General features: G+C 46.6%; 3 protein-coding genes. 2 read left to right on the forward strand and 1 reads right to left on the reverse strand.

The features are described from left to right. Nucleotides 1-375 (reverse strand): hypothetical protein (locus tag ACZ6JY_RS40820; protein ID WP_469204665.1); only part of this gene is annotated, 375 nt, incomplete at its 3' end. A 137-nt stretch (nt 376-512) separates the two neighbouring features. Here ACZ6JY_RS40820 and ACZ6JY_RS40825 point away from each other — a divergent pair. Further along, complete coding sequence (locus ACZ6JY_RS40825) at nt 513-770, forward strand: DUF1902 domain-containing protein (RefSeq protein ID WP_046889207.1); 258 nt, start codon at nt 513-515, stop codon at nt 768-770. A 3-nt stretch (nt 771-773) separates the two neighbouring features. Continuing rightward, on the forward strand, nt 774-971 hold the full coding sequence (locus ACZ6JY_RS40830; protein WP_072057272.1) for a type II toxin-antitoxin system HicA family toxin: 198 nt from the start codon (nt 774-776) through the stop codon (nt 969-971). The last annotated feature ends 331 nt before the right edge of the window (nt 972-1302 follow it).

Raw genomic sequence — 1302 nt, forward strand, 5'->3', positions numbered from 1 at the left:
CAGGCTTACCTTCGCTGACAGCAAGGCACCAATAGCGGCCGGATACAACAAAATGTAAAGCTGCAAACGTCTCACCTTGTTGGTTGATGTGACGTCTTTAATGACTCTGGCCACGCTAAAAATGCACAAGAAGAATCCCACCGTAGCAACCAGAGCTGCCGCTAACATAAACCAGTACTGTACACCGGTCTGTCGTGACAGACTGGTGACGGCCCCCGCCATGACCAGGCACTGTATCAGTCCAAACGATAAAGCCCCCGAACTGCCCTCCACCACTTTGCCAAAATCTTTCAGAAAATCGTCCATCAACGTATCCCTTCTTCCGAAATCGAACAGTAATACTATACCGCTAAGCATCACGTTCAGCGAAGACACGAAGTCCCCTTTAATAAAGCCTACATAGCAGCTCCGGAGGTATGAGTCTTAAAGGGCTATAGCAAAATAGTTCTGTACAATTTGCAGGCAGATGTTCAATGGCGTAAGATTACCCCAAAGGTAAAGAGGAGGCTCTTATGAGAGAATCAGCTGTCGTTATGTTTTCTCGGCCTTTCGACGTTAATGTTTGCCATGACCATGAAGACAATGTGTGGGTGGCTCAGTGCGATGCTCTTGGTCTTGTTACAGAAGCAGCGACATACGAAGAACTGACCGAGCGAGTATGGGAAATAGCCCCAGAGCTTTATGTAATGAACGGCCTGGGTAGTAACCCTGCGCGTATCAGTTTGTCGTTTAATCAGGAACAATCTTACTCTGACAGGATTGCACTCTGAACGATGGGAACCGGACTATATCCTAAGCTCACGGAATTGTTGTCAGCGGCTGGCTGTTACTTTGAGAGACAGGGGAAAGGAAGCCATGAGATATGGTTCAGCCCAATAAGCAACCGTAACTTCAGCGTACCGTACACCATCGTTTCAAGACACACAGCAAACGGCATCCTGAAACAGGCCGGTCTGCCAAAGAACTTTTGAATCAAACCCACTAGCGGTATGAGTTCTGCCAGCAATAATTTCTGTTATCATGAGCTGCGACCAGTTTCAAAGTGGTCGTGTATTTATCAGTCTAGGATCGATACGAACATTACTCAGCTCGATTCAGGCATCATCTCAGTTCTTTTTGCCTCACTAAAAACGTGGCTTTGCCCATTAGGACGTTTCAACATAAGTGACTGTTTAATGGCTGATGGACAATGGTCGGCATCATGCATTCAAACCATATTTGGATGGTCCGGTTTCCACTTTCTTTCAGTCTCTTCCCCATGCGCATAATTCACCAATCAATCTGAAGAAACCATGCAGGGTT

Source organism: Streptomyces sp. NPDC046335 (assembly GCF_055587985.1).